A 1,055-nucleotide genomic window follows, 5' to 3' on the forward strand; every position below is an offset into this window, starting at 1 on the left:
AGCCACGGGATGACAGAGATGAAATTGATCCACGCAACAATGCCTCATGGGAATGACATAGAATGAGCCATCTAACAAGACTGCATAGCAATCTAGAAAATAATTAAAAAAAATTCTGTAAATCAGAATTTTTTACTGAATTGCTTCATCAAAACTTACTGCTGTTCCGTAGCTCAGACGAAAAACCTCTTGCACATTTATTAGATACATATATATTACCATGAAACATGGGGATCATATTTCATGGTAATATATACTTTTTTATAAAAAAATCTAATTAAAATACGGAGGAACCATGGCTAATCCAAATCTTACGAAAGGAAATAATTATTTTAGGAATGAGCAATATAAAGAAGCTATAGAAGCTTATAGCAAAATAGATCAAAGTAGCACATCTTATCCTCATGCTCTGTTTAATATAGGAGAGTGTTACTTTCAACAAGGGAAATTTATAGAAGCCATAAAATATTATAGTCAGATCTCTGATAACCATTTCTCACTCTATCAAAGTGCTTTATTTAATTGCGGTAGTTCTTTTTACAATCTAGATAAATACGCTGAAGCTATAGAAATGTATAGTAAAATACACAAAAGATCTAATTATTATCAAAAAGCACAATATTATTTAAGAGAGTGTCAATTTGAAGCTCTAGAAATGGCTGATAAGGCGGACGAATCAATGATTTCATACATTGAGAAAAATTTTAACTTAATGGAATATATTCTCGAAGAAGAAACTAGCTTTAATATTTTATGTCTTGAGAAAGATACTAACTTTAGTATTTTAGGAGAAAATTTTGACTTAATGGATATAACTGAATAAATGAATATAGTAAACTGCTTTCTATTGTTGCATGGATAGGCTTTTCCATCATTGCAAGAAAGCGTTGTTGCGTAGATCGGCAAAACCCACTGTGTCATCCCGTGGTTAAGCCGACGTTGTTACATGGCTAGTTTTATGTCATTCCTGCGAAAGCAGGAATCCAAAAAAACATAAATGCAGCAAATTTTTGAAATTAAAGCTCGATTTGGTCATGCCTCCATATTGCAGTTAC

Annotated in this window: 1 protein-coding gene; it reads left to right on the forward strand. The window is 31.9% G+C overall.

Features of this window, described 5'->3' with window-relative positions; all coding sequences use genetic code 11:
• Nucleotides 1–295 precede the first annotated feature (295 nt).
• Nucleotides 296–823 (forward strand): tetratricopeptide repeat protein, encoded by a 528-nt coding sequence (locus tag KYQ89_RS04175; RefSeq protein WP_218460541.1) that lies wholly within the window; start codon nt 296–298, stop codon nt 821–823.
• The last annotated feature ends 232 nt before the right edge of the window (nt 824–1,055 follow it).

Source organism: Rickettsia sp. TH2014, assembly GCF_019249195.1.
GTDB lineage: Bacteria > Pseudomonadota > Alphaproteobacteria > Rickettsiales > Rickettsiaceae > Rickettsia > Rickettsia felis.